The 24,475-nt window shown below is 66.1% G+C and carries 19 protein-coding genes; 15 read left to right on the forward strand and 4 right to left on the reverse strand.

What is annotated here, in order from left to right; all coding sequences use genetic code 11:
* Positions 1-76 precede the first annotated feature (76 nt).
* The 6 genes from EV192_RS21365 (at position 77) to EV192_RS21390 (ending at position 8,670) form a co-directional block, all read left to right on the forward strand.
* Positions 77-1,183, forward strand: a complete 1,107-nt coding sequence (locus EV192_RS21365; RefSeq protein ID WP_132117956.1) for a sensor histidine kinase — start codon at positions 77-79, stop codon at positions 1,181-1,183.
* The gene (locus EV192_RS21370; RefSeq protein WP_132117958.1) at positions 1,180-1,845 is read left to right on the forward strand and encodes a response regulator; all 666 of its coding nucleotides are present in this window, start codon (positions 1,180-1,182) and stop codon (positions 1,843-1,845) included. The genes EV192_RS21365 and EV192_RS21370 overlap by 4 nt, the downstream gene beginning before the upstream one ends.
* Positions 1,846-1,911: 66 nt before the next feature.
* Positions 1,912-3,549: a choice-of-anchor A family protein gene (locus EV192_RS21375; protein WP_132117960.1), complete on the forward strand. Its 1,638-nt coding sequence runs from the start codon at positions 1,912-1,914 to the stop codon at positions 3,547-3,549.
* Positions 3,550-3,582: 33 nt separating this feature from the next.
* Positions 3,583-4,365, forward strand: coding sequence for a MerR family transcriptional regulator (locus EV192_RS21380; protein WP_132117962.1), 783 nt, complete (start codon positions 3,583-3,585; stop codon positions 4,363-4,365).
* On the forward strand, positions 4,366-5,682 hold the full coding sequence (locus EV192_RS21385; RefSeq protein WP_132117964.1) for an erythromycin esterase family protein: 1,317 nt from the start codon (positions 4,366-4,368) through the stop codon (positions 5,680-5,682).
* A gap of 90 nt (positions 5,683-5,772) precedes the next feature.
* Positions 5,773-8,670, forward strand: coding sequence for a M36 family metallopeptidase (locus tag EV192_RS21390; RefSeq protein ID WP_132117966.1), 2,898 nt, complete (start codon positions 5,773-5,775; stop codon positions 8,668-8,670).
* Positions 8,671-8,730: 60 nt separating this feature from the next.
* Here EV192_RS21390 and EV192_RS21395 read toward each other — a convergent pair whose 3' ends face one another.
* The 3 genes from EV192_RS21395 to EV192_RS21405 all read right to left on the reverse strand — a co-directional run bounded on the left by EV192_RS21395 (position 8,731) and on the right by EV192_RS21405 (position 13,134).
* On the reverse strand, positions 8,731-11,472 hold the full coding sequence (locus EV192_RS21395; protein WP_132117968.1) for a hypothetical protein: 2,742 nt from the start codon (positions 11,470-11,472) through the stop codon (positions 8,731-8,733).
* Between the two features lie 63 nt (positions 11,473-11,535).
* Entirely contained in the window at positions 11,536-12,714 is a 1,179-nt protein-coding gene (locus EV192_RS21400; RefSeq protein WP_132117970.1) for an aminotransferase class V-fold PLP-dependent enzyme, read from the reverse strand.
* 48 nt (positions 12,715-12,762) lie between these two features.
* On the reverse strand, positions 12,763-13,134 hold the full coding sequence (locus EV192_RS21405) for a nuclear transport factor 2 family protein (protein WP_243726974.1): 372 nt from the start codon (positions 13,132-13,134) through the stop codon (positions 12,763-12,765).
* 117 nt (positions 13,135-13,251) lie between these two features.
* On the opposite strand from EV192_RS21405, the gene EV192_RS21410 reads away from it, so the two are divergent.
* The 3 genes from EV192_RS21410 to EV192_RS21420 all read left to right on the forward strand — a co-directional run bounded on the left by EV192_RS21410 (position 13,252) and on the right by EV192_RS21420 (position 17,082).
* The gene (locus EV192_RS21410; protein ID WP_132117972.1) at positions 13,252-14,220 is read left to right on the forward strand and encodes a LysR family transcriptional regulator; all 969 of its coding nucleotides are present in this window, start codon (positions 13,252-13,254) and stop codon (positions 14,218-14,220) included.
* Between the two features lie 293 nt (positions 14,221-14,513).
* Positions 14,514-16,148 (forward strand): hypothetical protein, encoded by a 1,635-nt coding sequence (locus EV192_RS21415; protein ID WP_132117974.1) that lies wholly within the window; start codon positions 14,514-14,516, stop codon positions 16,146-16,148.
* A 103-nt stretch (positions 16,149-16,251) separates the two neighbouring features.
* Positions 16,252-17,082: an alpha/beta hydrolase gene (locus EV192_RS21420; RefSeq protein WP_243726975.1), complete on the forward strand. Its 831-nt coding sequence runs from the start codon at positions 16,252-16,254 to the stop codon at positions 17,080-17,082.
* A 4-nt stretch (positions 17,083-17,086) separates the two neighbouring features.
* Here EV192_RS21420 and EV192_RS21425 read toward each other — a convergent pair whose 3' ends face one another.
* Entirely contained in the window at positions 17,087-18,637 is a 1,551-nt protein-coding gene (locus tag EV192_RS21425) for a helix-turn-helix domain-containing protein (RefSeq protein WP_132117978.1), read from the reverse strand.
* Positions 18,638-19,045: 408 nt separating this feature from the next.
* Here EV192_RS21425 and EV192_RS21430 point away from each other — a divergent pair, with 408 nt between their 5' ends.
* The 6 genes from EV192_RS21430 to EV192_RS21455 all read left to right on the forward strand — a co-directional run bounded on the left by EV192_RS21430 (position 19,046) and on the right by EV192_RS21455 (position 24,475).
* Positions 19,046-19,315 carry a hypothetical protein gene (locus EV192_RS21430; protein WP_132117980.1) on the forward strand — a complete coding sequence of 90 codons (270 nt, stop codon included), beginning with the start codon at positions 19,046-19,048 and terminating at the stop codon, positions 19,313-19,315.
* Positions 19,316-19,334: 19 nt separating this feature from the next.
* Positions 19,335-19,766 (forward strand): hypothetical protein, encoded by a 432-nt coding sequence (locus EV192_RS21435; RefSeq protein ID WP_132117982.1) that lies wholly within the window; start codon positions 19,335-19,337, stop codon positions 19,764-19,766.
* 631 nt (positions 19,767-20,397) lie between these two features.
* Positions 20,398-21,387, forward strand: a complete 990-nt coding sequence (locus tag EV192_RS21440) for a LacI family DNA-binding transcriptional regulator (protein ID WP_132117984.1) — start codon at positions 20,398-20,400, stop codon at positions 21,385-21,387.
* The gene (locus tag EV192_RS21445; RefSeq protein WP_132117986.1) at positions 21,384-22,322 is read left to right on the forward strand and encodes a carbohydrate ABC transporter permease; all 939 of its coding nucleotides are present in this window, start codon (positions 21,384-21,386) and stop codon (positions 22,320-22,322) included. The genes EV192_RS21440 and EV192_RS21445 overlap by 4 nt, the downstream gene beginning before the upstream one ends.
* Positions 22,323-22,325: 3 nt before the next feature.
* Positions 22,326-23,144, forward strand: a complete 819-nt coding sequence (locus EV192_RS21450) for a carbohydrate ABC transporter permease (RefSeq protein ID WP_132117988.1) — start codon at positions 22,326-22,328, stop codon at positions 23,142-23,144.
* 50 nt (positions 23,145-23,194) lie between these two features.
* Positions 23,195-24,475 carry an ABC transporter substrate-binding protein gene (locus EV192_RS21455; RefSeq protein WP_165960527.1) on the forward strand — a complete coding sequence of 427 codons (1,281 nt, stop codon included), beginning with the start codon at positions 23,195-23,197 and terminating at the stop codon, positions 24,473-24,475.

Consider the following 24,475-nt stretch of genomic DNA (forward strand, 5'->3'; position numbering starts at 1 on the left):
CGGGCACGGTCAGACCTGGGGATGATCCACCCTGGCCGGACGCGGCCCGCCGACCTGCACGGATACCGTAAGAGGCATGTCCTTCACCCGATGGCAGGTCGTCGACGACGTGCTGGTCGCCGCCGTTCTGCTGGCCGTGGACATCGGTGTCGCGGGCAATCTGCTCAAGGACCGGCCGGACGAGTCCTGGCGGCTCGTCGCGTCGATCGCGGTCGCGGGTGTGCTCACGCTGGGGTTCATGCTGCGCCGCCGGTGGCCCTTGAGTGTTCTTGTGGTCACTGTTTCGATATCGCTGCCGGCGGCCTTGCTGGGTGTGCTGTGGGATCCGTTCCTGGCCACCGTGTTTACGCTGTACACATACTCCTTGACCACGCCGTGGCGGCGGTCCCGTCAGATGGCGATGACCTGCGCCGGAGTGGTGGTCGTCGCGCTCGGCGTGGGCGAGCTGCTCCGGCCCGGCGAGGCATGGTGGTACGCGTTCGGCGTGCCGCTGCTGGCGTGCGCGTGGCGTTGGGGACGTAGCGCGAGTGACCGTGACGAGCTGGCGAATCGGCTGGAACGGCAGCGTGAGCACCAGGTTCTGGTCGACGAGCGGCTGCGGATCGCCCGCGAACTGCACGACGTGGTGACGCACGGGATGGGGTTGATCGCGGTCAAGGCGGGCATCGCGAACCACATCGCGAAAGACCGGCCGGAGGAGGCCCGCGACGCGTTGCGCGTCATCGAGGCGACCAGCCGGGAGGCGCTGACCGAGATGCGTAGGCTGCTCGGCGTGCTGCGGCAGGACGTCGAACTCGCGCCGACGCCCACTCTGGACGGTCTGCCCGAGCTGGCCGCGCGAGCGGCCACGGCGGGTGTCGACGTCGAGCTGACCATGGGTGACCCGCGGGACGTGCCGGAGCCCGTGCAGCTGGCGGCGTATCGGATCGTGCAGGAAGCCGTGACGAACGTGATCAAACACGCGGCCCCCGCTCGCTGCTGGGTCACCGTGCGGGCGGAGCGAGCCATAGTGTCCATCGAGGTGACCGACGACGGTCGCCATGCGAGCGTTCCCACGAGGGGCCACGGTCTCACCGGGATGCAGGAGCGGGTGGCGATGTACGACGGCGAGTTCGCCGCGGGACCGGACCCGGACGGCGGGTTCAAGGTGACCGCGACACTGCGCTTTGGGGGACCGGCGTGAGTGAGCCGATCCGGGTGCTCATCGCGGACGACCAGGCGTTGCTGCGGGCCAGTTTCCGCGCGCTGATCGACAACGAGCCCGGAATGACGGTCGTCGGCGAGGCGGCGACCGGCCAGGAGGCGGTTGACCTGGCGGTCGCGAAACTGCCGGACGTGGTGCTGATGGACGTGCGGATGCCGGAGATGGACGGCATCGAGGCGACCAGGCAGATCTGCGCCGCGGAGGCGACCAAGGGCACCCGCGTGCTGATCCTCACCATGTTCGACCTGGACGCCCATGTCTACGAGGCGTTGCGCGCCGGCGCGGTCGGGTTCCTGCTCAAGGACACCCAGCCGGCCGAGCTGTGCCACGGCATCCACGTGGTCGCGCGGGGCGAGGCGTTGCTGGGGCCGAGCATCACCCGCAGGCTGATCGCCGAGTTCGCCCGCCAGCCCGAACAGCCGCCGTCGCTGGCCCGTGAGCTGCGGGTGCTGACCGACCGGGAACGCGAGGTGCTGACGCTCATCGCTCGCGGCCTGTCCAACACCGAACTGGCGGAGCGGCTGCGGCTGTCGCTGGCCACCGTGAAGACGTACGTCGGCCGGCTGCTCGCCAAACTGCACGCCCGCGACCGGGCCCAGTTGGTGATCATCGCCTACGAGTCGGGCCTGCTCGGCCGGTGATACCTGATCGGGTGTGATCGTCGGTTTCGGCAGGTCGGATGATCGAGGTCTTCTTACGCTTGGTTCGTGTTGGCGAACCGGAAGTCCGTCGTCGCCCTGCTGGTCGCCGGGCTGACTGTGGCGTCCGGGTCGCTGGGCGCGGCCGACCCGCTGCCGGGTGGGCTGGGGCCGTGCGTGCCTGGCAAGTGCCCGGATCCGTACCCCGGTCTGGGCAATGGGCCGTTCGCGGGCCGGGACAACGGCATCAGCGTGTTCGTCGGCAAGGACTTCCTGGTTCGCAACGCGGCCGCGGAGGCCGAGGGGCGCGTGGTCGTGCTGGGGAACTTCGACCAGAACAAGGCCCAGGGCGTGTCCCGGCTCTACAACGTGGGGGTGGCCGGGGTCGGGTCGCGGGTGCCGCCGGACGACGGCGCCGACTGGTTGGTGGCGGGCGGGAACGTGACTGTTGCGGCCGGGCAGGCGCTGGACGCGCGCGGCGACTCGGCGCAGGGCGGGGTGGTCCGGTACGGCGGCACGACCAGCGGCGAGATCATCGCGAAGCAGGTCGTCCAGGACCCGAAGGCAACCGAGCCGTACGCGTCCCTGAGCCCGGCTTTGCATGACGCCAGCCAGTGTTACGCCGATAACCGCCCGGCCACAGGCACGGTGAAGAACCTGGGGTACGCGACCACGTTCACCGGCGACGGCACCTCGAAGCTCCAAGTGTTCACTGTGGACTTCGACCTCGTGAGCAACTCCGGCGGGCAGCAAAGCCTTTCGTTCACCGGCATCCCGGCCGGGGCGACCGTGCTGGTGAACCTGACCGGCGCGAGCCGGAAGATCAGCGTGAACTCGATGACCGTCCCGTTCCAGGACCGTCTACTGTGGAACTTCGCGGACGCGACGGACGTCTCCATCGGCGGTACGGCGCAGTTCGAGGGCAGCGTGCTGGTCGGCAATCCGGCCAGTCAGACCACCGTGTCGACGGCCGGGATGGGCGGCCGGTTCTTCACCACCGGCGGCCTGACCCACGGCGCGTCCGGGTCGAACGGGCAGGAGTTCCACGCGTACCCCTTCAACGGCGACCTGCCCGGCTGCGGCAAGCCCGGGATGTCGATCAAGAAGTCGGCGGACAAGCAGACCGCGAACCCGGGTGACACCGTCAAGTACAGCGTGGTGCTGACCAACACCGGCCAGACGGATCTGACCGGCGTCAAGGTGACCGACGACCTGTCCGGTGTGCTGGACGACGCCGACTATCTGAACGACGCCTCGGCGAAACCGATCGCCGGGTCGTTCTCGTTCGCCTCGCCGAAGTTGACGTGGACGGGAAACCTGCCGGTCGGCGCGTCGACGACGTTGTTTTACAGTGTAAAAACCAAGAGTCCGGATCCGGGCGACCGTCACCTGCGCAACGGTGTCTCGTCGGACGTTCCAGGCCCCTGTGAGCCGAACTGCACGACCGACGTGCCGGTGGTGGATCCGACGACCACCCCGACCACCCCGCCCACCTGCCCGCCGGGGTCCACCGACCCCGGGTGCGGCACCACCACCCCGGACACCTCGGTCCCCCCAGGACCCGGACCGAACCCGGGACCAGCGCCGGACACACCCGAGGCCATGGCGTGGACGGGTGTCTCGGTCATGCCGTTCCTCGATGTGGCGGCGGCTTTGATCCTGGCCGGCGTGCTCCTCATCACCGTCACCCGGCGACGCGCTGGTTGAACCTGACGCCGCGTCAGGTTCTACGGTCGTGGCGTGAGCGACCGTCGGTGGAGCATCGGGGAGTTGGCCAAGGCCAGCGGTGTCACGGTGCGCGCCTTGCACTACTACGACCAGATCGGGCTGGTGTCGGCGGGCGAACGGACCGCGTCCGGACACCGGCGGTACGTCGAGGCGGACGTCCGCCGGCTGTACCGGGTGCGGGCCCTGCACGGGCTGGGGCTGACGCTGGAGGAAGTGGCCGCCGTGCTGCGGGACGGGGCGGAGGATCTCGGCTCGCTGCGTGACCTGCTGTCCGCCCAGCTCGCGGACCTGGAGATCCAGGCCGGCCGGATCAAGGAGTCCGCGCAGCGCGTCCAGAGCCTGCTCGACCGGCTGGCCGAGGCCGAACTGCCGGCGCCGGAACAGTTCCTGGCCACTTTGGAGCCGATGCCGGTGGACGTCGGCCGGTACCTGACCCAGGCGCAGTTGGCGACCGTCGCCGAGCGGGCCGAGGAGTTGGGCAGGGACGCGACCGAGTCGTTGAAGGCCGACTGGGTCGACGTGTTCACGAGGCTGCGGCGACACGTGCTCGACGGGACGCCTGTCGAGGACGCCGAGGTGCGGGCGTTGGTGGCGCGATGGCAGAAGATCGCGGCCGCGTTCCACACCGACGACCCGCGGTTCGAGACGGCGATCAGCGCGCTGTGGCAGGACAACCGGGCCGAGATCGGTGCGCAGCTCGACCGGCGCGTCGGCTGGTCCGGTCCCGGTGGCACCGCCGAGGTCATCGACTACCTACGCCGGGCGCGCGCCGCCCGCGACAACGAGGGGACCTGAATGGACGTCGACAACTGGCTCAGGGAGAACACCGACCCGCTACGGTCGATCGACCCGGAGACCGCCGACTACGCCGACCTGGAGCCGTTGCGGGACATCGTCGGCGACGCCCGGGTGGTGGCCATCGGCGAGAGCACGCACAGGGTGCACGAGTTCTACCAGATCCGCCACCTGGTGACCCGATTCCTGGTCGACGAGATGGGATTCACCGCGTTCGTGATGGAATCCGGGTTTCCGGAAGGTTGGGCGGTGAACGACTGGGTGCTGGGCGGCGACGGGGATCTCGACCATCTGCTCGGCACCGGAGTCACGTATCACATGGGGAAATGCGCGGAAATGCGGGATCAGCTCCGGTGGATGCGTGATCACAATCGCACGCATGCGGAGAAGATCCATTTCTATGGCATGGATGTGCCGGATTCCAGTGCGTCCGCGTTGCCCGGGGTTCGGGCCGCGTTGTCGTTCTTGGACGACGCGGATCCGGCGTACGCGGCCGCGGTCCGTGAACGTTTGCTGCCTTTGTTCGACTATCTGCCGACCGACCGGACGGGATTGGCCTGGTCCGCGCCCGCGCTGCAGGCGTATATGGCCCTCGGTGTCGCGCATCGATACGAACTGACCGCTCGGATCAGCGAGTTGACCGAACGGCTGCAGGCTCTGCGCGTCCCTTATTCGACGGTCGACCCAGATCGGGCCGACATCGCGTTGCAGTGCGCGGTCACCGCGAGGCACGCGGACGCTTTCCTGGCCAACATGGCCACGGGCGCGGAACGCACCTACCGCGGCGCGAACGTCCGGGACGCGGCCATGGCGGACAACGTCGAATGGATCCTCGAACGGGAAGCACGCGTCGTCATCGGGGCCGCCAACGGGCATCTGCAACGCTGGCCCTACCGCGTGCCGCCGATCATCAACGAGGACCAAGTCGTGCTCGGTCAACACCTGGCCCGCTCGCTCGGCGACGAGATGGTGGTCATCGCGACCACCTACAACGGCGGCCGGATGTTCACGCACCGCCTGATTCCCGGTGGCCGGCCGGGACACACCGAGGTGTTCTTCGAGGACACCGGCCCGTTCACCGAACCCGACAGTCTGGACGTGCTGCTCGCCACCACCGGTGACCCGCTGACAATGCTCGACCTGCGCAAGGTTCCGGATCACGGCCCGGTCGCCGACCGGTTCGCCGAGATCGACTGCACTGTGCAGGGCCCGTACAAACAGCTGGTGAGTCCCTTGACGGCGTTCGACGCCGTCGTGCACATCGACAAGGTCACTCCCTGGCACACCTTCATCGACATCCCGGCTGAGGATCCCTAGGGGTTCTGGACGACGAACGGACCTACCTGGGGACTACCCGGACGGGAAGGCTGGGCTGCGTCTGATACGGATTCGAGAGAGGTGCGCCAGATGCGCAGACTAGCTCTCCGAAGAGCCGCGGCCCTCGGGGCGGCCGCGGCCCTGATGTTCGGTCTACAATGGACAACCGCAGCCACGGCGTCGGCGCAGCCCGAGGTCCAGGCCGATGTTGACAACCACAGCGTCGACAACCGAGGCGCGACAGCACAACCCACCGACCGGCAACGGACGCTCGCCGACGGGGGCAGCACGACCGTCCGATGGAACCGGTACGGCACACCCGCGACGCTTGTGCCTCGGGCAGACGCACAGCGCCGCCTGGCCGCGGCCGATCCGGTGGCGACCGCCCGCGGTTTCCTGAGCGACAACAAGGACACGTTCGGCCTCGACCAGGCCGCCATCGACGGCATGGACGTGCTGGTCAGCCGCCCGATGGGGCAGGGCTCGTACGTGATGCTGCGGCAGCGGTTCGGGTCGATGCCGCCCGTTCTCGACGGGCTGGCCGCGTTCGGCATCCGCGACGGCGCCGTCCGGTTCCTGACCTCCACCCTCAGCCCGCAGCACAGCGAGCCACAGCCGGCGACGATCTCCCCGAACGACGCCCTGGCCTCGGCCGCGTCCGACGCCAACCTGTCCGTGCAGGCGTTGACGACCACGAACGTGCAGTTGGGCGCGGTGCCGATGCCCGACGCGGCGCCGCGAGCGGCGTACCAGGTGGTCACGGTCGGCGACACCGAGGGATACACCAGCTATGTGGACGCCCGGACGGGCAAGCTGCTGTATCGCGAAAGCATCGTGGACAATGACAGCGACCCTGGCAAGACCGCCAACCCGGACTGGGCCGCGTTCCCGTCGAACCCGCCCACCAACCATTCGTCCCGCGACACCCGGGTGAAGTGGTGCTTCGTCCAGGCGCCCGGATGCGAGCGCGCGGTCAGCGCCGCCAATGACGGCTCCGCGTGGGACACCGTCGCAGGGGTGCCAAGCCTGACGTCGGCCGGCAATTCCGAGCGCGGCACCGAGAAGTGGGACGACCTGGCCGGCGGCACCGCGGGGACGCGTACGTCGACCACCTCGCCGACGCGTGACTACGTGTACCCGTGGACCAACCAGTGGTTCAACTCGAAGTGCGACCCGGCGGTGTTCGCCAGCCCGCAGCAGAACGACATCGACGCGGCCCTGGCGAACCTGTTCGCCATGCACAACCGGATGCACGACTGGTCGTACCGCCTCGGGTTCACCGAGGAGACCTGGAACATGCAGGTCGCCAACGGCACCCACAGCGGGCTGGGCGGCGACGCCGAACGCGGCCAGGCCCAGTCCGGTGGCCGCGCCGGTGGGGCGCCGCCGGCGTTCCCGTCACGCAACAACGCCAACCAGGCCACGCCGCCCGACGGCGTCCCGCCGACCACGAACATGTACCTGTGGGAGCCCACACCCGGCGGTTTCTACGCGCCTTGTGTGGACGGCGACTACGACATGTCCGTCATCGCGCACGAGTACAGCCACGCGATCAGCGGCCGGATGATCGCCGGCCCGAACAGCGGGTGGGTCGGCCAGCAGGCGAACTCGATGAACGAGTCGACGTCCGACCTGTTCTCCATGGAGTACCTGTACGAGTACGGCTTCCGCGCGGCCGGCGACACACCGTTCGTCACCGGCGGGTACGTCACGGGCAACAAGCGTGTGGGCATCCGTGACTACGACATCAGCCGCAACCCGCTCAACTACAGCGACTTCTCGTTCGACCTGACCGGGCCGGAAGTGCACGCGGACGGCGAGATCTGGAACGCCACCAGCTTCGCCGTGCGCCAGGCGATGGTCGACAAGTACGGCCTCGCCACCCCGGCGATCCAGCGGCAGTGCGCCGACGGCCAGCGGCCGGTCGACCGCTGTCCGGGCAACCGGCGCTGGGTGCAGCAGACGTTCGACGCGTTGCTGCTGAACGCGGCCGGCGCGGTCAGCTTCGTCGACATGCGGGACGCCATCCTCGCGGCCAACGACGTCCGGTTCGGCGGCGCGGACGTGCCCGAGCTGTGGAACGCCTTCGCCCAGCACGGCCTGGGCAAGGATGCCACGAGCAAGGGGACGAACGACCTCGCGCCGATCCCGAGCTTCGCGTCCCCGTTCGCCAAGAACGTGACCGTCCGGCTGGTCACCCCCGGCCCGGCCCGGCTGTACGTGGGCGACTACGAGGCCAGATCCCGTGCGGTGGCCGACACCGATCCGGCCACGCCACTGCCCGACACCCTGCAGATCGCGCCGGGAACATACGACTTCACGGTCGCCTCGGACGGCTTCGGCAGCGTCCGGATCCGGCGCACGATCCACGCGGGCGACAGGGAACGGTTGCAGCCGTTGATGTTCCGCAACTTCGCGGCGAAGAGTATGGGTGCCACGGCCACAGGTGACGGCGTCAACCTGGACAAGCTGATCGACGGCACCGAGGCGACCGACTGGGCGTCCGTCGGCTCGCCTGTCGCCGGGAAGAACGTCCGGATCCAACTCGCCGGCGACCGGCCCCACCTGGTGAACCGGGTGCAGGTGAGTGCCTTGCTGCGGCCCGCGATCGCCGGCGACGCCGACGTCGGCGGGCAGAACAGGTTCACCGCGCTGCGGCAGTTCGAGATCCTGTCCTGCAACACGGCGTTCGGCAAGAAGTGCGAGGATCCGGCGGAGTACCGGCACGTCTACACCAGTCCGGCCGACGCGTTCCCCGCGGACATACCGCGGCCGGTCGCACCGGACCTGACCATGCGGTCGTTCCGGATCCCGCCGACATTCGCGACAAACCTGATGGTCCGCGTGCTGAGCAACCAGTGCACGGGCACGCCCGCGTACGCCGGTCAACAGCACAACGACCCACGGTCGAACAGCGACTGCACCACAGGCAACCCCACCGTGGCGCAGACCGTCCGGATCGCCGAGTTCCAGGCGTTCCTGTTCTAGCGACCCTGTTCTAGCGACTGTGCGCTCTCGTGTCCGCCGCGTCGGACACGAGAGCGCATGTCAGTGGCTGGGTGCCTCGGTCGGTAGCGAGTCGACCAGCAGCTCACCCGGCGGCTGGGCGTACATGTTGTCCCAGACCGGGAAGTTGTGGGCCTTGCGCATCTCGTTGTACTCCTTGATGAACTTCCGTTCGTCGCGGATCAGGCGCATCGCGTGGTCGACGTCGGGGACGTTCTTCGCCTTCAGTTCGGCGATGATGTCGGCTTCGTCCAGCGCCTGGGTGTTCACGTCCGGCACCACGGACTTCCGGCCGGTGCGGGCGGCGACCCAGGTGCCCTCCTTCTCGATCAGGCCCTTGGCCACGTCGGCGGGGACGCCGGAGCTGACCAGTTTCTGGACCTTGGCGATCGCTTTCGTGAGATACGGGGACGCCACCTCGATCCCGGCGAACCCGACCGCGGCGATTGCACCACCCTGCGCGCCCTTCGCCAGCGTGGTCATCACGCCGTCGGAGAGGCCGTTGCGCCAGGTGTCGTCCGAGCCGACCGCTTCGACCATGCTGGAGAACCCCTCGGTGGACGCGCCTTCGATCAGCGCCGTCTTGATGTGCAGGGCCTTCTGGCCCTCCCAGACCGCCTCGGCCGCCTTGCGTCCCTGCATCACCATCGCGTCCTGGTACTCCTTGGAGACCAGACCCCTGATCACCGACGGCGCGACCACTTCGACGATCCCGTCGATCGCACCCACCGCGAAGGCGTTCGCGCCGTCGTTGCCGAAGACGTCGAAGCTGGAGCCCTTCGTGAACCGCTGCACGCCGACCCTGGCCATGCCACGGGCGACCGCGGACACGCCGACCCGCACCGCCACGCTCTCGAAGATCGGCAGCAGCTCGGCGATCGCGGCCACGCCGGCACCCGCGGTGAAGTACGCGATGATCGAGCCGACCGCCAGGCCGATGGCCTGGGCGGCGTAGTCGTTCAGGGTGTCCCTGGTCCTGATCATCGACTCGGCCGACGCGACCACGCCGCTGCTCAGCGCGTTCAGCTTCGCCGCGTCCTCTGGGCCGGGTGACATGTTCGTCGGCGCGTCCTGGACCGCCCAACGCAGTTCGCGCTGCTCGTCCTTGAACGCGTCGTACACGTTCAGGCTGCCGTCGAGCATGCCCGTCGCCTCTTGCTCCTCCTTGGAGTAGTTGAGCGTCAGCTTCGCGCGTTCGACCGGGTCCATGCCTTCGGCGCCGGTCAGCAGCATCCGCAGCGCCTTCGCGTACTCCTTGGCGCTGAGCTTGTTGCGCATCAAGCCGTTCAGGGTGGCCGCGTCCTTCGGGTCCTGCTTGAGGATGTCCACCCGCTCCGGCGTGGTGGCGTGCTTCTCGAGCAGGTTGAACACGTAGTCCTCGTCGTCGGTCATGCCCTGCATGGCCAGCCGCAGCCGCTGGTCCAGGGTGCCGGTCAGGATGGTCTGCACGCCGCCGAAGTCGCCGCCGAGTTTCCTGACCAGCAGGTCGATGAACGGGTCGCCGACGGCCTGGAGCCCGGCGGTGTACGCGTCGGCGAACATCTTCCGGTCGTCACCGACGGCCTCGTGCAGCACTTTCAGGATCTTGGTGCTGTCGTCGGCGCCGGCCGCCTGCAGGCGCTGGACCGCGGTCGGGTTCTCGGCGAGCAGCGCCCTGAGCCGTTCCCGGTCGTCCGCGTCCATCTCCTGCAGGTACTCGTTGTTGATCTGGGTCACTCGGACGGTCTTCTTCTCCTCCGGGGACATCCCCATGATCCAGTTGTAGACGATCGACATGTCGTCCTTGAACTTGAGCGCCAGCTTGACCCGCTCGTTCAGGCCGATCTCGCCCTTGGTCAGCAGCATCCGGGCGAGGAACTCGTGCTTGTTGTTCAGCAGGCTGAGGTCGGTCACGTCGGTGGCGTCGCCGGGGAACGACATCCCCAGCCAGAACGCGTAGTCGCCTGGGTAGTAGGTCTCGAAGTCCTTGCACAGCCCGGGTTTGTCGGACGTCTTCTGCACCACCCCGAGGACCCCTTCCCAGTCCGCCGAGACGGTCCCGGTGTGCATGGCCGCGTCCATCTGGTCCACCGGCCGGAACTCGCCGAACGCCAGCAGCGCGTTGATCTCGATACTGGTGGCCTTCTTCTTCAGCCACTTGCTGTCCAGGATGCCGGCGATCAGCGAGGTCTTCTTGTTGGGCAACGTGATCGCGGTGATCCCGGCGAAGTGCTCCTGGTACTCCGACACGAAGATCGCGTCGGCCTCCTCGGTCTTGTCCTTCATCCCCAGCAGCACCCGACGCATCGTCTCCAGGTCGAAGTCGGTGCCGTAGAGCGTGAAGAACAGCTTGTCGGCCGGCCGCAGCTCGCCGAACCGCCAGTACGCCCAGCCCCGCACCCCGTCCGGCACTCCACGGCCGAACAGGTCCGCCTTGACCGTGGTGCTGAACTCCTTCTGGTAGTCCGCCTCCATCTCGGCGGTGTGCGAGCGGTTCTGGTGGATGAAGTCGAACAGCCGTTCGCCGCCCGCGCCCGGCTCGCGGGGCCCGCTCGGGTCGTACTTGATGTACTCGTTGAGCTTCTTCACCCGGGCCAGCTGCGGCGGATCGGCGTTGGGATCGGCCGGCACGGTCGACTGGTTCGGCTCGCGTCGCACCATGAGCGCCCGCCCGACCGCCTGGTTGCCCGCGGTGGTCTGCAGGGCGAGCAGTCCGGTGTGATCACGGACCGGCGGTCCGGCCTGCCCGGCGGACGGCTCGCCGGCCAGGTCAGTGTCGGTGTCTCGGTTGTCGAGTGATCGCATCGTGGCCTCCGTCCTTGAGCATAGGTTCGTCCCAAATCTGTCGGCCCGTCACAATGCACTGCCCTAAGAGGCGGCTGGGATCGCCTCTTGGGGCGTCACATCCCGCAGTGCGTCCAGCAGGTTGTCGATCTCCTCCACCGAGTTGTATCCGTGCGGGGAGATCCGTAGGGCGTTGCCCCGGGATCCGCAGACGATGCTCCGGGTTTTGAGCGTCTCGTACAGCCGGTTCGGGTCCTGGCCGGGGATCCGGAAGCTCAGGATGGGGGAGCGGTGCCCGGCGGAACGATCCGAGATGAGTTCCGCGCCGAGTCGTTCCAGGCCTTCGCAGGCGTGGTCCAGCAGGTTCCGCACGTGCGCCCAAATGGCCTCGGGGCCGGCTTCCAGGAGCATGCCGATGGACGTGCCCAGGCCGCTGATGCCGGCGATGTTGGGCATTCCGCCTTCGAACCTGCGGGCGCTGTCGTCGTAGTCGAACGTGAGGTTGTCCCATTCCTCGCGGTGCCGCATGGAGTTCCACCCCGGCTCCAGCGGCGTCAGCAGATCCCGGCGGTCCGCGCGGACGTAGAACAATCCACTTCCCTGCGGGCCGAGCAGCCATTTGTGCCCGTCCGCCATGGCGAAGTCGATACCCCACCGGTCCAGCTCCACCGGCAGGACACCCAACCCCTGAATCACGTCCGCGCACAACAACGCCCCCACGTCACGGCACAGCTCCGCCAGCGCCGGCAGGTCGATCCGCCATCCCCGCCGGAACTGGATCCAGCTGACCGCGACGACTTTCGGCGCGGGTCCGGTCCTGATCACCTCGGCCAACGAGTCGATGGACACCCGTTCCTCGACCCCGACGGGTTCGACCAGATCGACCTGAACCCCCTTGGCCTGTAACGCGGTCCACGGATACAACGTTGACGGGAAGTCACGGTTCACCACCACGACGCGGTCACCTGGCCGCCACGCCAACCCGTTCGCCACGAAAGCGACGCCTTCGGTCGTGTTCTTGACGAAAGCGACGTCCCGACTGGGCACGCCCATCAACTGTGCGCCTCGAACGCGCGCCTGTTCGACGGCCTCGCTGTGTACTCCCCAAGCGAGTTCGCCGTCGTCAGCCAGTTCCCGCGACCGTTGGGTGACGGCTTCCATTGTGGGGGTGGCAATGGGGCCCATACCGGCGTTGTTCAGGTACGACCACTTGGCCGTCACCGGAAACCGGCCGGGCGCCAAGGGCGGTTGTGTGTCGGGCATGGCGGAAGGATAGAACGATGTGGACACCGTGTCCACATCGTTCCGCGCTCAGACCATCGCGTTGCCGTTCGCCGACGACTCCGGGACCTGCTGCAGCACGTCCCAGTGTTCGACGATCCGGTCGCCGTCGAGGCGGAAGACGTCGGCGACGGCACTGCCGCGGTCGGTCGGCGAGAGCTTCATCAGGCTGTGCGTGACAACCAGGTCCCCCTCCGCGACGACCCGACGAATTTCGAGACTGAGCTCGGGGAACTGCCGGACGAATCCAGTCAGCGCGACGACTGCGCCTGCCCGGCCGTCGGGCACGCTGGGGTTGTGTTGGGTGTAGGGCTCGCCCAGATACTTCTCGACCGCGGCCTCCGGCTGCTTCTCGTTGAAGGCCAGATGGAGAAAGTCCTGGACGGTCTGCTTGTGGCTCAAGGTGATTGTCCTTTCAGTACTCGCTCGGTCTGACGCCCGCGTTTCACACCGCCACTGAACCGCCCGGATCCGCCGCTGGAGAAGGATCGATCCGGTCCGGCCCGATACCCTGCGGGTATGGCCGATATCGAGGTGCGGGAACTGCGGTATTTCCACGCGGTCGCCGAGCAGCTCAACTTCACCCGAGCCGCCGAGGTCCTGGGGATGGCCCAGCCACCCCTGTCCCGGGCGATCAGGCAACTCGAACGACGGCTCGACGCCCAACTCTTCGACCGTGACGGCGGGCGCGTGACGTTGACCACCGCCGGCCAGGTCCTGCTCCAGGAAGCCGACCGCGTGCTCGACGCGGTGTCCGCCGCCGCACTACGCACCCGTCGAGCAGCCCAACCGACTCCCACTCTGGTCGTGACCGCGAAACCGGGCGTGGCCACGGACCTGCTGCGCCAGATCACCGCCGCCTGTGCCGAGTTGCCCGAACCGCTGACCATCGAAACCGTGGTCAGCGGCTACGGAGAACAGGCGAACCTGGTGCGCACCGGCCGGTCTGACGTGGCCCTGGTCGGCTCACCCGACGACCACACCGGACTGGATCTCGAACCAATGATCACCGAACCCCGGGTCGCCGCCCTCCCCGCGGATCACCCCCTCGCCCGCCGGACCACCCTGATCTGCCAGGACCTCATCGGCCTACCCACCCCGCAATGCCCACCCGGCACTCCTGCGGCAATGCGCGACTACTGGGCGGGAATGGACCGGGTGCTGTCGCCGACGATCGTCCCCAATGGACCCCTGGTCCGCGACAGCGCACAGCTCCTGGAAACCGTCGCACTCGGCCAGGCGGTCGCCCTCATCCCCACCTCCCTCGCCGACCGCAACCGCCGCCCCGACATCGCCTACCGCCCAGTGCGCGACGCCAGCCCGTACACCCTCGCGATCGCCTGGCGATCCGGCGTCAACGACCCGTCGATAGCCCGCCTGGTGCGGATCGCGATCGACCTCACCAGCGACCGAGCCATCCAGGCGGCTGGTCTTAAAGACCCCAAGCCCAGGTTGGTAGGTCTTGAAGATCTCCGGAACCCGGGGTGAGCGGATTCAGTTTGAACCCACGCCTCGCCCGCTTCATCCACCAGACGTTCAGGTTGCCTGAGACGTCATAGCCGTTCAGCTGGTATCAGCACGGTTACTGTCATGGTGACCGGGCTGAGTGCTGCTCGGCGCTTCAGGCGCCTCCGGCTCGTTTTCAGACCACGCGATGCATCGTCACATGCAGGAAGCATGCATACTACTCCACAGTTGATAGTGCCGCGCATCGGGTGTGACAGAGTATGAGCCGATTGTAGGACAAACGTCAAGTTTTGCCAGTAACACTCGAGGAGCCAATGAAGAACAGGGTTGACTGGACAGACGAGCGCCTCGGGTCATCTGTCTATGAAGACATGATCAGTGTGCTCATCAGCCGCCTTCACCCAGAGGCGCAGCGAATTGACGGTGCTGGCGGCGACGGCGGCAGGGACGTGCAGCTTCCGCTGCCAACCGGACTTGAGATCTTTGAGCTCAAGCGTTTCGTCGGGCGTGTTGGAAGGAGTCAGCGCGCCCAAATTGCACGTTCACTCAAGCGGGCGGCAGCTCGCAATCCGGTCGCCTGGTATCTGGTCGTCCCGATTGACCATACCGACGGTGAACTGCAATGGTTCAACGACCTCAAGGCCGAGTACTCGTTCCCGTGTATTTGGCGAGGTAAGACTTGGCTTGACGACCACATGGCCGCACACCCCAACCTCCCGCGCTACTATTTGGAGGGTAGTAAAGAGGTTATCTACGACCTGCTCAAGCAAGTTAACGATGAGAAAGCTGCACTGACGAGGGGCGTGCCCGAACTCGTGGAGCGAGTGCGGGCGCTTAAAGATCAGTTGAACGAACTCGATCCGCACTATGAGTTCGGCTTCGGTATCCATCCGGACGGCTCGGTAAATATAACGGTTACGCCGTTCTATCGCGGAGTCGAAAAGGATCGCGCTATCACTCTGGGTGGTGCGTTCGAATTTCCCGATACCGAGGAAGGTAAGAAAGCTGCCCAGACGTTTGAAGATGCCTTCAACTATGGTACGCCAGCAACTGTACCCGGCGGATACATAAAGGACCTCAAGTTCGACGTGCCGCTGGCGGTCAGCAGCAATTACGAAACGGGTGGGCTACAACTTGGTGCCGCCATCAACATGGCCGCGGAACAGCTCCATGCAGTGCTCCGCATCCAAGATGCAGATGGATTGGTAATTGCACAGATTCCACTGAGGAGCACGGAGAGCACTGCTGGACTTCGCGGCGGAGAGCTGAAGTTTGTCGACCTTACGTGCGTCATGAACGTGACAACTCGCTTCGACGTTCCCACAAGGCGCCTCAACGTACACTACAATTTTCATCAGCCGGAAAACTGTCTGCCTGGCGTGCTGTTGCCAACAGTGCATTTTCTCGGACAGATGCGGCCCGGGCGGCACATGACCATCGTATTGAACGGGCATGAGGCCGGGCCACCTATTGAGATCCCAGCGTCTGAGGCTGATGAGTTCTCCGACATGGCCAGTCTCTTGCGCCTACTCGCCGACATTCAGCACGTTAGTGGTGTCTACTTCGCGGTCCCGCAAGGACTCTCCAGCGAAGAAATGCGATCCCTTAACGTTGCCCACGCGTACCTCACCAACAAGGTAGTCACGCACCAATGGTCTGAGACCAGCTTTCATACGACGGTCGAAGGTCTCTCGTCACCGAATATTCGTCGGCTCGGCATGGAGAGAGAAGTACGAAATATGTGGCTCCAGTCACCCCTGGTGGTAACACTGGGCAATGAAGCGTACACGCTCGGGGTAGTTCGACGTGTGATGGCGAGTGTGTGCGTCAAGAGGTGGCCCAAGATTCCAGAAAATGCGACGCCAGACACTGAGGTTTCGATCGATTTGGAACCAGGTTCAGACGCTTCTGTGTCGGTGTCAATGGTGTCAACCGGCGGGTTGAGCTAAAGTCCGGCTCAGCAGATTCTTTCCGTCGATTGGGATAGATACGCAGCTACTCGGCTATCTGACATCTTGATTCCGAACTCCCCAGCTGATGACAGGAGCACCAGTGCCCCTTCGAAGCACCACCACAGTCTTCCGCACCTACGATGGCTTGCAGCTCGTCGGCACGGTCACCAGTCCGGAGAACAGGACGGATCAGGCCCTGGTCCTCGTGCACGGCGGGGGCGTGACTCGTGAGGAAGCCGGCTTCTTCCGTCGTCTAGCCGATGGTGTGGGCGAGGCAGGTGTAGCCTCGCTACGCTTCGACCTTCGCGGACACGGTGAAAGTGAGGGCCGCCAGGAGGACCTGACGCTCTCGGCGGTCCTCAACGACATCCAGGCCGCCATCGAGCACGTGCGGGAAACGACCGGTGCCACCGCTGTCAGTCTCTTCGGTGTCAGCTTCGCTGGCGGCATCTGTGGCTACTTCGCGGCGAAGCGTCCGGAGTTGGTCGACCACTTGGTGCTGGGCAACCCGCTGTTGAACTACAAGAAGCGCTTCATTGACGACAAGCCGTATTGGCACGACAACCGGATCGACCAAGCCGCAGGCAAGGAGCTGGCTGAGCAGGGGTATGTGGCGCACTCGCCGACGTTCAAGCTTGGCCGAGCGCTCCTCAACGAGGTCTTCTGGCTCCAGCCGGATACGGTGCTCGGCGAGATCCAGGCGCGGACTTTGATCATCCACGGCACCAAGGACACCTTCATCCCCGTGGACTCTTCACGCGCAGCTGCTTCTCAGTTGAGGTGCGAGCACAAGCTGGTCGAGATCAAAGGAGCCCAACATGGCTTCGCCATCCGTAACGATCCGACCTATGTGGACCCGCAAAGCCAGGCGTGGCAAGCGTTTGTGATCCGCACCGTCGCGGAGTGGATCACCAGCAAGACACGTACTTAAGGCCTTAGTGCGGCATTCGTTGGCAGCTTGGTCTTTGAGACTGTTGTGTGGACATGACTTCCCGCAACTCCCGCACAGCCACCCGCCCTTGCCATGGCTGCAAGGTCTCCAGCACTTTCTGTAGTTCTGCCGTGGTGCGTCCGGAGTTAGTCTCCGCTGCCAGCGGCCAAGCAACCAGACCGACACGTGCCGCTTCGTCCGGTTCGCCGCCCAATGCCAACGCCGAGGCCATGAGTGCTGAGAAGTAGCCGTAGTCGCGAGTCGAGAACTGCTCGTTCTGGAGCCACTGCTGGTACAGCTCAGCAGCACGCTGCGGCTGGCCCGCTTCGGTATGGCAGATGGCCATCTGCATTCGAAGCAGCGTGGCGTTGTAGTGCGCACCGAGCTGCTCGCCCTCGTCGTCGGCTGCATCCGGAGCGTCAGCAAGCAGCTGCTGGGCTTGATCCAGGGTTCGCTCAACAAGCGCTTGGTTCTGGCCGAGCATGGCATAGCCGCGAGCTTCTTGCTGCGCAGCATCAGCCTGAACGCGCATTGGCAACCGCCATGGCCCGGTGCGTACGGCTTGGGCCAAAGTCAGCATGCGCAAGGCGTCGCGTTCGTCGTAGGCGGCCTGGGCCTTCTTGAGCAGGATGTAGCCCTGCATGGCTGGGTCACCGGCTTCCTGTGCCCACTCAGTTGCCTGGTCTCGCCAGAAGCCAGCTTTCAAGGGATCGTGCACATCCCGGTACAACCAGCCGACGAACTCGGCGATGCGTGACCCAACGGCCAGCAGTTGGCGGCGCAGCTCTGGGTCAACGTCCCGTGCGCTCTGTTCGACTGCTGCCACCAACCCCAGCGCAGCCGGCAGCGTCTTGGCTGGTCCCTGCGTGCCGTCATCGGCCATGTAGGTATGGAGCTGTCGCTCGAAGTAGCCGATCACTGAGTGATCAACGCTCCGACTGGGTGTTTCGAGTGCCGCAGCGACATGTGCCTGCTCGTCCGGGTTCAGGGCGGACCACGCAGCAAACCCAAAGCCAGCCTTCAAGAAGGCCCGGCGATCCAGTGGGTTCATGGTGTCCGCCTCGGCAGCAATGGAATGCTCCACCAGCCTCATGCCCGTAGCGTCGCCAAGTAAGGCCTCAAGTCCACCGGCCGTCATGTCGACGTCATCAAGGGGTACGAGCAGGAAGCGGCCATCGATGACTACTGGCAGCTGGACCGTGGCATCCGCGTCAGTAGAGACCGGGACAAGAGCCTCACTTGCAACAGGGTTCGCTGCTTCCAACTCGACGGAGAAGCGCTCCTGTACCTCGGCCGATACTCGGGCGAATACGGTATCGACCAGCCCCTGGCTATCATGCGACAAGATCAGGGTGGTGCCCCGGGCCTCCCAGCGAGCCACCGTCCGCGGCGCGACGTCGAGTCGGTGGGCGAAGTCGCGGATGCTGAGGCGCATAGCCAGGCGTAGCGCCTTGGTTTCAGCGCCCGTCCATTGACCAACGGCGGCCATCAACATCACCATCCCCTCGGGCTGCGAAGCAGGTACTTGGAGCGTAACGCGCTGAAGCAAGGTCAACACTACGTCCTTTCGCGCCAACGCCAGGTCATTCCCCGCAACCAACCGGCTGGCAAAGCTCAAAGCCAAGCGCTCGCCGCGGGAATGCTCTGGATGAGCAGGCCAGAAAGCGCTGACGTCCGCAGCCTCAATCTGGCTGCCTGTCAGTTCGGGGCGGGTGCCGTCAACCCACCTGTCGTCCGCGCGTAGGAGCTGCCGTCATGCCAAGTGTGTTCGCTGGCCAGCTGACGCCAACGAGTGTCTCGTCGCCCTTGTCTGACCTCCCCTTCTGCCTCCTGATCTCCTTGGCCGTGGGGTTGTGGTCCGCTGTCCTGGTCCGCTGGCTGTGGGCGAAATCTGGGATTGGTCAGCGGTTCGCAGTGTGGCGGTGGCGGCGTCAGGGCCGAGCTCGGCGGCGGTGAGGTTGCCATGCTGTCGGTCGGTTCCCAGCCAAACCGTGAAGCGGCCTACATCCAGGAAGCCTATGAGGTGCGGGTGCGGGCTGCCGAAGTGTTGGCAGCGGTTGGTGCTGAGCAACTGTGCCGGGTGGCGTTGTTCCGGGCATGCCGGTGGGCGGAAGTGTCGGCAGGCGGCTACGAACACAATCTGGAGCTGGCCGACCTGGCATGGGTACGGGCCAGTGAGTGGTTGCGGATCTGGCTCAGGATTGCTGGCAGATGCAAGATGTTGAAACAGTGACATGAGAGGCAGAAGTACAATGACGGAGACCTTGACCTTGCCCGTTGTCGAACCGCCTGTTGCGGACACCAAGGTTCTGGTGTCTTGGGCCGAGGAACCGTGTCCAGTTTGGTGTGACGGCGATCATCCAGATTGTCCGGAACACCTGTCCAGTGCGTGGATGTGTTTTGTGCGATTGTCGATGGAGGTGCCAGTGGTGGTGATGATGGACGGAGGCAATGGCACGACCGTACCGATCGTGCTTCCCAAGGAGCTGGAGGTCTACTTGGAACAGCAGGTGGGAGACAATGTTCCGCGGATGGTCATTGGAAAGCGGCCTTCAGGCGACGTCTTGCTGCAGTGCGCGCCAACCGAAGCAATGCATCTGGGGAATGCCCTGCTTCGGTTGGCAGCGATGGCCATGGGCGGCAAGATGATGGAGTGTGGGGAGTGTGAGGGGCATGAGGCGTAGGTAGTTCAGATACTTCTCCTGGTCAGGGCGCGCTGGGGGTGCGCCCTGACCACTTTTCACATGAATCGCCAGAAGTAAATCCCAGATTCAGTCTACGCATTGCAGATCTCATGGGCTAGGTCGGCCCCATCAAGGCGAGAATATCATTCAGGGCAAGAGGTGCACTCCATTGTGCAGCGTTGCAGTCCAAGGCCGAAGCTGGAGTTGTTCGCGCAACGAGCGCGGCGAGGTGGGATGTGTGGGGTGACGAGGTTAGGTGTGATGTGGGTTTGTGCTTCTCCTTGTCGCGTGCAGACCTGAATTAAGCGAGATGATCAGGTCGTGGGAGAGACAAGACGCTGGTTTTGACCGGGAGTTTCCGGCGGGTGCGGTGCGCATCGTGGCCGAGACCGGAAAGTCGGTCGCGCAGGTCGCCGGGGGGGGGGGGGATTGGGGGCAGCAGACCTCGGGTCGAGGCTCGGGTAACGGCGTGTTCGGGTGGTTACACACCGTGTGACCTGCGGCGATGTTGACATGCTCGGCCCAGTGGTGTCATGATCCGCGGACACAACCGTTGGAATCGTTTCCAGTGTCGCTAGGGGTACGTTGGAATCGTTTCCAGCTTGATCACGACCGATGCGGAGCCGCGACGATGACGTCGACACGTGCCACGTTGTCCCAGGTGGCGGAGCGGGCCGGGGTGTCGCTGGCGTCGACCTCCCGGGCCTTGCACGGCACCGGGGCCAGCAGGGAGATGGTCGAGCGGGTCCGGGCCGCCGCGGCCGAGTTGGGGTACAGCGTGGACGCGGTCGGCCGGTCGCTGCGGATGAAGAAGACCTTTCAGGTCGCGTTCGCGGTGGCGGACATCGGCAACCCGGTGTACGTCGAGATGATGCGAGCGATTCACGAGGTGCTGGCGCCGCACGGCTACCGGGTGGTGGTCATGACGACCGGTGACACCACCACGTCGACCGTCGAGTTGGTGCACAGCCTGAACAGTGGCTTCGTCGACGGCATGGTGATCAGTCCACTGCGGACCGACGACTGGCTGATTCGGGAGATCCAGCAGGCGCCGGTGCCCGTGGTCGTGATCGGCCGGGCCTTGGACGACCACGGCATCAGTTCGGTCTCCACCGACTCCGCGGGCGGGATCGGGCAGGCGGTGGGTCATCTGCGGGCGATCGGCCGCGGCCGGATCGGCTTCGTCAACGGTCCGCTCGACACCACACCAGGTGAAGCCCGTCAGCGTGGTTTCGACGCGGCGGTGCGGGGTGTGGGTGCCGAAGTCGCCGAGGACTTCACGGTCGCGGCCGGGCTGGTGGCGGCCCGCAGGCTGCTCACCCGGGAACTGGACGCTGTCGTCGCCGCCAACGACCTGCTGGCCATCGGGGTGATCCATGCCGCGCGGGAACTGGGGCTCCGGGTGCCGGAAGACGTCGCCGTGACCGGGATGGACGACACCGAGATCGGGCGCGTGTTCTATCCGAGCCTGACCAGTGTGTCCCTCGGGTCGACCGAGCGCGGGCGGGCCGCCGCGGACCTGATGCTCAGGCTCGCCGAGGGCGCCGAGCAGGAGGCCCAGCAGGTCGTTGTCGGCCCGACCCTGATCGTTCGCGAGTCCACAGTCCGGAGTGGACAATGACGACCGTGCTCAAGAAGCCCGAAGTGGCAAGACCGGCCCCGCGTCGCAAGGGCACGATGGTGCGGGCCAGGCGGCGTGAGGCGATCGCGCTGGTGATGCCGTCGCTGATCCCGATCCTGGTCCTCAGCGTCGCGCCGCTCGTCATCGCGTTGGCGCTCGCGTTCACCGACGCCCGGCTGGTGCGTAACCCGGACTACAACTTCGTCGGCGTGGACAACTTCGTGCGCCTGGCGGACAACAGTCTGTTCTGGGAGTCCGTGAAGATCGGTCTCATCTGGACGGTCGGCGTCACGATCCTGCAACTCGCCGCGTCGATGGGGCTCGCGCTGCTGCTCAACTCGGGCCTGCGGCTGCAAGGGTTGACGCGGGTGCTCGCGCTGATCCCGTGGGCGATGCCGCCCGTGGTCGTGGCGATCATGTGGCAGATGATCTACTCGGCCAACGGCGGCCCGCTCAACGCCTTCCTCGGCAGCGTCGGCCTGCCGGACGACACGAACTGGCTCGGCGACTTCTCGACCGCGCTGCCCGCGGTGATCCTGGTCGGGATCTGGGTCGGGATGCCGCAGACGACCGTCACGCTGCTGGCCGGACTGCAGCAGATCCCGGCCGAGCTGCACGAGGCCGCGTCGATGGACGGCGCCGGCGCGTGGCGGCGGTTCACCGCCGTGACGTGGCCGAGCCTGCGGCCGATCGTCGGCTCGATCACGTCGTTGAACTTCATCTGGAACTTCAACTCGTTCGCCCTGGTCTACGTACTCACCGAGGGCGGGCCGGGCGGCCGGACCATGGTCCCGGTGCTGTTCACGTACCTGGAGGCGTTCAAGAACCGCAACATCGGCTACGCGGCGGCGATGGGAGTCGTGCTGGTGATCGTCGTCGTGTTCCTGCTGGCGCTGTACCTGCGGGCACAGTTCCGGCACGAGCGGAAGGGCTGAACCGTGAAGCGCGCAGCCCAGTACGTGGCACTGCTCGGGTACCTGTTGTTCCTCGGGTTCCCGTTGGTGTGGCTGATCTCGGCGTCGGTGAAGTCCTCCCGGGAACTCAACTCGCTGCACGTGAGCCTGCTCCCGGAGCAGTGGCAGTGGTCGAACTACTCCGAGGCGCTGTCCCGGCAGGGACTCGTGCACTCCGCGTGGAACAGCCTGATGGTGGCGCTGGCCGCCACCGCCCTGGTGATCGTGATCGCGTTGCCGGCCGCCTATGTGCTCGCCCGGCTGCGCGGCAAGATCCGGGCGGCCGGGGTCGGCTGGATCCTGGTCAGCCAGGTGTTCCCGGTGGTTCTGGTGATCCTGCCGCTGTTCCTGATCCTGCGGACGATCGGGTTGGCCGACAGCCTGGCCGGGCTCACCCTCGTACACGTGACGTACATGCTGCCGTTCGCGTTGTGGATGCTGCAGGGGTACGTCGCCGCGATCCCGGTGGAACTCGAAGAAGCCGGCGCCATGGACGGCGCCAGCAGGTTCACGGTGTTGCTCCGGATCGTGTTCCCGCTGTTGGCTCCCGGTGTCGTCGCGACCGCGATGTTCAGCTTCGTGTCGTCGTGGAACGAGTTCTTCTTCGCGCTCGTTCTGTTGCAGTCGCCGGAGAACTACACGTTGCCCATCACGCTGAAGATGTTCATCGGCGGCGAGGGCAAGGTCGCGCTCGGTCCGCTCGCCGCGGGCGCCGTGCTCGCCGCCATTCCCAGCATCGTCTTCTTCACGCTCTTGCGGCGCAAGCTCACCGGTGGGCTGATGGCCGGCGCGGTGAAGGGATGAACCCCGTGCCGGTCCTTGCATGGACTGCCGTATCACGAAAGGTCGACCCAATGAAGTCTCGACGTGTGCTGACCGCCGCGCTGATCGCGATCACGAGCCTGGTCCTCACCGCCTGCGGTGGCGGTGGCGGCAGTGGCGGGTCCAGTGGTCCGGTGACCCTGACCTTCCAGTCCCTGTCCGACCAGCCGGCGGCCATCGCGGCCACCAACAAGATCGTCGACGACTGGAACAAGGCCCACGCCGACATCCAGGTGAAGGTCGTGCAGGCGGGCTGGGACGGCGTCTACGACAAGCTCATCACGCAGTTCAACGCGGACACCGCGCCGGACATCATCCACTACGAGGCAGCTGGTGTCGTGCCGTTCGCGACGGACGGCTACCTGGCGGACCTGACCCCGTACGTGTCCGACAAGAAGCGGGCGGACATCCCCAAGGGCGTGCTCGACTCGGTGACCGTGGGCGGCAAGGTGATCGCCTACCCGACCGAGATCCAGTCCTATGTGGTCTTCGCGAACCGCGCGCTGCTGCAGAAGGCCGGGGTCACCGTCCCCACCGGCGACTCGATGACCTGGGACCAGGTGCGGGAGATCGCCAAGGCCACCACCAAGGACGGCGTGTACGGCCTCGGCTGGGGACTGAAGAGCCCGACGGCCGCGTTCGTCGCGCTGGCCCCCGGCTTCGGCGGGACGTACTTCCAGGGCACCGGCAAGGACGCGAAGATCAACGTCGGCGCCGGTGAGATGGCGCTGCCCAAGCTCGTCGACACCATGGCGCAGCAGGACAAGTCGATCCTGCCGGTGACCCTGACCCAGGCCGGCACCAAGGCGTTGGCGCCGTTCTACGCCGGCCAGGTCGCGATGACCGTCCAGGGTTCCTTCCAGGCCGCGAACATCGCCAAGGACGCGCCCGCCGGCTTCGACTGGGTCGTGCTGCCCGCGCCCGGCGGGTCCGCCGGCCCGGCCCAGGCCGCCAACCCGCAGACCGTGTCGGTGAACAAGGACTCCAAGCACGTCAAGGAAGCGGCCGACTTCCTGGACTTCTTCACCAACACCGAGAACCTGGCCGCGCTGAACGAGGCCGACGCCCTGATCCCGGGGACCACGTCCGCGCGGGACGTCCTGATGGCCAAGCTGGGCTCGAAGAACGGCTGGAACGTCATCCTGTCCTCCGGCAAGTACCTCACCTCGGCGCCGTACCTGTTCGTGGACAAGTACGCGCAATGGAAGGACACCGTGGCGACGCCGGCGTACCAGAAGTTCCTGGGGAAGGAACTGGACGCCGCCGGTCTGGCCCGTGCGCTGCAGGACGGCTGGCAGTCCATTTCAAGGTAG

The organism is Actinocrispum wychmicini (genome assembly GCF_004345645.1).
GTDB lineage: Bacteria > Actinomycetota > Actinomycetes > Mycobacteriales > Pseudonocardiaceae > Kibdelosporangium > Kibdelosporangium wychmicini.